5 protein-coding genes are annotated in these 7000 nt (G+C 45.2%); 1 reads left to right on the top strand and 4 read right to left on the bottom strand.

Features of this window, described 5'->3' with window-relative positions; genetic code table 11:
* Nucleotides 1-128: 128 nt before the first annotated feature.
* Both GC098_RS39445 and GC098_RS39450 read right to left on the bottom strand, forming a co-directional pair.
* Complete coding sequence (locus GC098_RS39445; RefSeq protein ID WP_171649772.1) at nt 129-1532, bottom strand: NAD-dependent malic enzyme; 1404 nt, start codon at nt 1530-1532, stop codon at nt 129-131.
* 1 nt (nt 1533) lies between these two features.
* Nucleotides 1534-2796, bottom strand: coding sequence for a Glu/Leu/Phe/Val family dehydrogenase (locus GC098_RS39450; protein ID WP_171649773.1), 1263 nt, complete (start codon nt 2794-2796; stop codon nt 1534-1536).
* Between the two features lie 141 nt (nt 2797-2937).
* On the opposite strand from GC098_RS39450, the gene tnpB reads away from it, so the two are divergent.
* Entirely contained in the window at nt 2938-4041 is a 1104-nt protein-coding gene (tnpB, locus tag GC098_RS39455; RefSeq protein ID WP_171649774.1) for an IS200/IS605 family element RNA-guided endonuclease TnpB, read from the top strand.
* A gap of 161 nt (nt 4042-4202) precedes the next feature.
* Here tnpB and pruA read toward each other — a convergent pair whose 3' ends face one another.
* On the bottom strand, nt 4203-5771 hold the full coding sequence (gene pruA / locus GC098_RS39460; RefSeq protein ID WP_171649775.1) for an L-glutamate gamma-semialdehyde dehydrogenase: 1569 nt from the start codon (nt 5769-5771) through the stop codon (nt 4203-4205).
* A gap of 26 nt (nt 5772-5797) precedes the next feature.
* Nucleotides 5798-6712 carry a proline dehydrogenase family protein gene (locus GC098_RS39465; protein WP_171649776.1) on the bottom strand — a complete coding sequence of 305 codons (915 nt, stop codon included), beginning with the start codon at nt 6710-6712 and terminating at the stop codon, nt 5798-5800.
* Nucleotides 6713-7000 lie beyond the last annotated feature (288 nt).

A 7000-nucleotide genomic window follows, 5' to 3' on the forward strand; every position in this document is an offset into this window, starting at 1 on the left:
GGGAGGAGCTTATGCAGATGTCGTGAAAATAGGACAACGAGTGACTGCGATTGATTTGAGTAGTAAAAAAAAACAAGGAGCAGCTCGCCGTAGCAAACTACTCCTTGTTCTTGTCGGGTTATTTCCCATTACCTAAACTCAGGCGGGGTTCTCCGAGCAACATTCGTTAAAATGGCCGCTTCAATCACAGCTTTGCGTACTTGTATCACGACTTGCTCATTGAAAATACTAGGGATAATGTAATGTTCGTTGAGCTCAGCCGCTGAAACGACGGAAGCAATCGCTCTCGCCGCGGCAAGCTTCATCGGCTCATTAATTCGCCGTGCTCGGCAGTCGAGTGCGCCTCTGAATAATCCTGGGAATACAAGCACGTTATTAATTTGATTCGGATAATCGCTTCGTCCTGTAGCAAATACAGCAACATGCGGGAGCGCTTCCTCCGGCGTAATTTCAGGATCGGGATTGGCCATTGCGAACACGATGCTTTGAGGAGCCATCTTCTTCACGTCTTCTTCTTTCAATAGGCGACCTCTTGACACCCCGATAAATACATCTGCGCTTTGAATCACTTCTTGAAGCGTTCCCTCTGTCGATTCCACCTGAGGCTGTTCGGCAAGCCATTGCCACATCGGGTGGTCGTAAGTCCCGCCGCGCACGATAGCGCCTTCCCGATCTACAGGAACGAGGCGCGTAACGCCCGCCTGGAGCAACATTTTGCAAATGGATACGCCTGCAGCACCTATCCCATTAACGACAATGCGGATATTTTCAATCCGCTTGCCAACGACTTTGAGCGCATTGAGCAGTCCCGCGATCACAACGACAGCTGTTCCATGCTGATCATCATGAAAGACAGGAATCTCCAGCTCTTCAGCGAGCCTATTCTCAATTTCAAAACAGCGTGGAGAGCTAATGTCCTCCAAGTTAATACCACCGAAAATGGGACTAATCGCTTTGATCGTGCGAATGATTTCTTCGGTATCCTGGGTATCCAAACAGATCGGAAACGCGTCAACGCCAGCGAGCTGCTTGAAGAGCATAGCTTTACCTTCCATAACCGGGGCTGCCGCATGCGGGCCAATGTCGCCTAAGCCTAGAACAGCAGTACCATCAGTAACAACAGCCACCGTATTTCGCTTAATGGTAAGTGAATATGCTTTCTTCGGATTTTCAGCTATCGCCGTACAGACTCGAGCAACACCTGGGGTATATACCTTGGATAAATCATCGCGATTCTTGATCGGAAGTGTCGGCTGAATCGTAATTTTGCCACCTAAATGAACGAGAAAGGTGCGATCAGAGACGTTGATGACTTTAATGCCCTCGAGTTGTTTCAGAGCCTCTGCGATTAACGCTTCATCCTTATCCGAAAGATCGACTGTAATATCCCGAATGGAGAAATCATGACCTGGACGTATCACGTCAATAGAGGTAATATCTCCTCCTGATTTGCTGATTGCAGCCGCTACATCACCGAAACTAACCTTATTATGATCTAACTCTAATCGGAAAATAATACTTGTTTGCGCCACTTTAAACCCAACCTCTCCACTTCACAGCTTCAGCCATGCGCTTAAGACCAACCATGTAAGCTGACAAACGCATGTCCACGTTTTTCTCTTGTGAGGTTCGATAAACGTTATGGAAGGAATCAACCAGAATTTTATGCAGTCTCTCGTTAACCTCTTCCTCCGTCCAATAATAACCTTGATTATTTTGAACCCACTCAAAATAGGATACCACTACACCCCCCGCGCTGGCTAGGACGTCGGGAACAATCATGATGCCTCTTTGTGTTAAAATCTCTGTAGCGATAGTTGTAGTAGGGCCGTTAGCAGCCTCAACCAGCAGCTTCGCCTTGACTTGCCAAGCGTTTTCCTCGGTAATTTGATTCTCTATAGCCGCTGGCACTAAAATGTCACATTCCTGAATTAATAACTCTTTATTCGTGATACGGTTAGGAAATAAATTCGTTACCGTTCCGAAAGAATCCCGTCTATCCAATAAATAATCGATATCTAATCCGTTCGGGTCATACAAGGCTCCGCCCGCGTCCGAAATACCTACCACTTTAGCGCCCGCATCATGCACGAATTTGGCCAAATAACTACCCGCATTTCCAAACCCTTGGACAATGATTTTCGCACCTTGGATAGGAATCCCCAGCACTTTAGCAGCCTCATTCATCACAATACTTACACCTAATGCTGTGGATGTTTCACGTCCTATTGATCCGCCCAGAACCAGCGGCTTGCCTGTAATAAATCCTGGGGAGTCAAACTCGCGGATGTGGCTGTATTCATCCATCATCCATGCCATAATTTGCGAGTTGGTGAATACATCCGGCGCTGGAATGTCTTTAGTTGGCCCGACAACTTGGCTGATAGCGCGAACATAGCCCCGGCTGAGCCGCTCTAATTCTGGAAAAGACATCGAACGAGGATCACATTGAATCCCGCCTTTGCCGCCACCATAAGGCAGATTTGTAATGCCACATTTTATACTCATCCACATTGAAAGCGCTTTAACTTCTTCCTCAGTAACATCAGGGTGGAAGCGGACGCCCCCCTTGGTTGGTCCAACCGCATCATTATGCTGAGCACGATAGCCTGTAAGCACTTTAACCGATCCATCATCCATCTTTAATGGGATTCGTACCGTCAATAGGCGCAATGGTTCCTTTAGCAGCTCATAAAGGGACTCAGCGTACCCCATTTTTTTCAATGCTGTTTCAATCACCAGCTGCGTTCTTGCCAACACATCTACATTTTCCACATTTTCTACCTTAACGCTCATCTCATTTTTCCCCCTAGTATTTATGAACAACCGAGAACACTCGTTACTTTAGTGAAGAGATGAATCGGCGGTTTTGTCACTCAAACACGAACATATGTGCTATAATGGTTGTGCTGCTACTATTGAAAGGAGATTGCTGTTTTGCTATACCATAAAGCGTTTAGCTATCGCATCTACCCAACAAAGGAGCAGGAGAACCTCCTTCGCAAAACGTTTGGCTCCTGCCGTTTTGTTTTTAATCGCTTCCTTGCGCAGTGGAATCAAGCCTTTACGGAAACAAATAAGGGATTGTCTTACAACACGTGTGCAACACAGCTCCCTGCTTTGAAACAAGAATTCGAATGGCTCAAAGAAGTGGACAGCATTGCTTTGCAGTCTGCTATCCGTAACCTGGCAGACAGCTTTGACCGATTCTTTAAAAGGCAAAACGCGGATCCGTGTTTCAAGAGTCGTAAAAATCCTGTTCAAAGTTATACAACTAAGTATACCAACGGAAACATCGCTATTGAAGGTCACTTTCTCAAGCTTCCGAAGCTTGGACGTATTCGTTTTGCAAATTCAAGACCACTGGATGGACGCATCCTCTCTGCAACGGTTCGCCAAAATGCGGCTGGCAAATATTTTGTATCGATCCTTTGTGAAGCAGAGATACAATCGTTACCGGCGATCGCTAAAGTAGTTGGCATTGATTTGGGCATCAAGACGTTTGCGGTTTGTTCCGATGGTCAGGCGTTCGCCAACCCGAAGTATCATAGCAAATACGAAAAGCAGTTGGCGTTCTGGCAACGACGATTGTCTCGCCGCACCAAAGGCGGCTACAATTGGAAGAAAGCTAAAGTCAAGATTGCCCGCATCCACGAGAAGATCGCCAACTGCCGCAAAGACTTTTTACACAAACTGTCAACGAAGCTGATTCGTGAAAACCAAACGATTTGCCTCGAAGACTTGCAAGTGTCGAACTTAATAAAAAACAACAAATTGGCAAAATCCATTGTAGAAGTCTCCTGGTCGATGTTTCGCACCTTTCTAATGTACAAAGCTGACTGGTATAATCGCACGATCAGCGTCGTTGCGAAAAACTTTCCGTCCAGCCAGCTTTGTCATGTGTGTGGAACCCGTAATTCGGATGTGAAGGATCTTGCCTTACGGGTATGGACTTGCATGGAATGTGGCAGCCTCCATGATCGGGATCACAATGCTAGTCAAAATATTAAGCACGAAGGCATTCGTCTGCTTGTCGGATAAGAACCATCCCGCAGGAAATGCGGATTTCGCCTGGTTTACTTCTCTATAGTAGTGGAGACGATCCAGGAATCATGCGAATTCATTCGTGTGAGCTTTCAAAGATATGATAAGTACTCTTAAAAAAGAGCCCTCCATGTAATTATAGAGGGCCCCACAAAGCCTTAAATTTTGCGGGACGTTAATTTAGCTTGTGTAAAGAGCAATAGGTAGTCATAACCGCCTGCTTTGGAATCTGTACCTGACATATTGAATCCGCCAAACGGGTGTACGCCGACTAGAGCGCCTGTACATTTACGATTGATGTACAAGTTACCGCAATGTACGGTCTCCAGAGCTTCAGCGATACGTTCCTCATCCGTGGAGAAGTAAGCGCCTGTCAAACCGAATTCAGTGTCATTGTAAATCGCGATTGCTTCTTGCCAATCTTTCGCTTTCGCAATAGCGAGCACGGGTCCGAAGATCTCTTCTTGCATAATCCGCGCTTTGCCGCTCACATTACCGAATACGGTAGGTTGGATGTAATAGCCGTTTCCTTCAGCCTTCTCACCGCCGGCAAGCAGAATGCCTTCTTGTTTCCCGATTTCGATATATTCCAAAATTCTTTCGTACGAAGTCTCATCGATAACTGGACCAGCAGCGAAATTGTTTTCTGGAAGCCCGATTTGCAGTTGCTTCGTCAAAGCGGCTACTTTTTCTACAACTTGATCATACACAGATTCCACAATAACCGCTCTGGAACCAGCCGAGCATTTCTGACCTTGGAATCCGAAGGCTGATGCGACAATCGCGGATGCTGCTGCATCCAGATCAGCTGTTTCATCGACGATAATGCCATCTTTTCCACCCATTTCAGCAACAACGCGTTTGATCCAAATCTGACCTGGAACCGTGTCCGCGGCCAACTTGTTAATGCGCAGACCAACTTCTTTGGAACCTGTAAAGCTAATGAAACGAGTCTTCGGATGTGTCGTCAAATAATCGCCAACTTCAGCGCCGCTTCCCGGAATGAAATTGATAACACCGTCTGGAAGTCCTACTTCTCGCATCAAAGCAACAAACTTGTGCGCAATGATTGGAGTTGTAGAAGCAGGTTTAAGAAGAACTGTATTACCTGATACAACTGCAGCAGTCGTCATGCCCACGCAAATAGCGAGCGGGAAGTTCCAAGGAGGAATAATAACTCCAACGCCAAGTGGGATATAGGAAATTTTATTGTCTTCACCGGTAATTTTGGTTAACGGTTGAGTCTCATTGATTTCGCTCAAACGAATGATTTCCCGAGCGTAGAACTCGATGAAATCAATAGCTTCCGCAGTATCTACGTCAGCTTCAACGTAGTTCTTACCTGATTCCAAAATCATAAGCGCAGAAAATTCATGCTTACGTTCACGCATAAGCGCTGCCGCTTTAAACAAATATTCCGCTCGCTCTTTTACATGAACGCGCTTCCAAGATTCAAAAGTCTCCAAAGCAGCGACCATTGCTTTTTCCGCTAGTGCTTGATTCGCTTTGCTCACATAACCAATCACTTCATCCACATTACCTGGGTTAATGGATTTGATTTTCGCTTCTGTAACTACTTTCTCTGATCCGATATAAAGCGGGTACTCTTGGCCTAATTCCGATTTCACTTTCGCAATAGCAGCTTCCATGGATTGCTTATTTTCATCCAAAGAAAAATTAGTGAAGGGTTCGTTTACATAAGGGGTTACTTTTGTCAATGTGCTCATATTCATTCTCCTCTCCCTTTGCGGGCCTATTTAAACATATTTTTAAGAACAAACCAGGCATTCGCTGGCCGCTCGGCTAACCGTCTCATAAAGTATCCAAACCAATCGACACCATAGGGAACGTAGACGCGGACTCGGTATCCTTCCTTAACCAATTGCTTCTGCATCTCTTCACAAATGCCATAAAGCATCTGAAATTCGAATTGATCTCTGGAGATGCCGTTCTCACTTACGAATTGTTTCGTGAAGTTGATGATCGCTTCATCATGGCTGGCAACAGCCGTATAATGACCATTTTTCAAATGCATTTGAATGATTTTTTTATAATTTTCATCGACGTCTTTCTTTTCTGGAAAAGCAACCTGAGGGGATTCCTTATAAGCACCTTTAACGAGACGCAAGTTGGCACTCAGTGCACTCAAATCCTGGATATCTTGCTCCGTCCGGAACAGATAAGCTTGAATCACGATCCCGACATTATCGAACTCTTCTCGAAGCTCACGGTAGATATCAAGAGAAACTTGGCAGTGCGCGTAATCCTCCATATCGATCCGAACAAAATTACCATATTGGCGCGCTCGATTCAGAATTCGTTTCATATTGTTTACGCAAAGCTCTCTGCTGATATCTAGGCCGAGTGATGTCATTTTCAATGAAAGATTGGACTGTACGCCTGAGCTAGCAATGGCATCTAATGTTTGGACGCACATATCAGCGGACAATGTAGCTTCTTCTTCACTAAAGACGAATTCTCCTAGATGGTCTAAAGTCGCTATTCTACCATCCTTATTGAGACCGCTTACAGCATCAATCGATTGTTTGATGGTTTCACCAGCTACAAAACGGGCGGCTCCAAAACGAAGGCCGTACTTTTTGGCTAATCGATTCGCAGAGCGGCTTTTGCCCAACGATTGAAACATGTTTCTCAGCATCATTTCCATGTATGATTCCCCCAGAAGAATTGAACAATGTTGTTTAATTGTATAAACGAACTATACAACATTATTTTGATTTTGAACAGTAATTGTTTAAAAATAATGTGATTCAGATGGAATGGTTGAACAGTTTCTGTTGAACAACCGTTTTCATGTACGCTATGCTGATTCGACGATAGAAGAGATCTCATCCTATTTGCAAAAGAATCAAGCTTCGTAATCCATAATGCAAACCCTCGCTCGGATCAACCTACTAGTGGTCAATTGTGGAATCGTCCCCTCGATGAGGCTGTT

Origin of the sequence: Paenibacillus phytorum, from assembly GCF_013141715.1 — a bacterium.
GTDB lineage: Bacteria > Bacillota > Bacilli > Paenibacillales > NBRC-103111 > Paenibacillus_E > Paenibacillus_E phytorum.

What these genes read in the sequence shown, in the direction of transcription:
- GC098_RS39450 (WP_171649773.1), bottom strand. Translation starts at nt 2,796, where the DNA reads ATGAGCGTTAAGGTAGAAAATGTGGAAAATGTAGATGTGTTGGCAAGA.
- pruA (WP_171649775.1), bottom strand. Translation starts at nt 5,771, where the DNA reads ATGAGCACATTGACAAAAGTAACCCCTTATGTAAACGAACCCTTCACT.
- GC098_RS39465 (WP_171649776.1), bottom strand. Translation starts at nt 6,712, where the DNA reads ATGGAAATGATGCTGAGAAACATGTTTCAATCGTTGGGCAAAAGCCGC.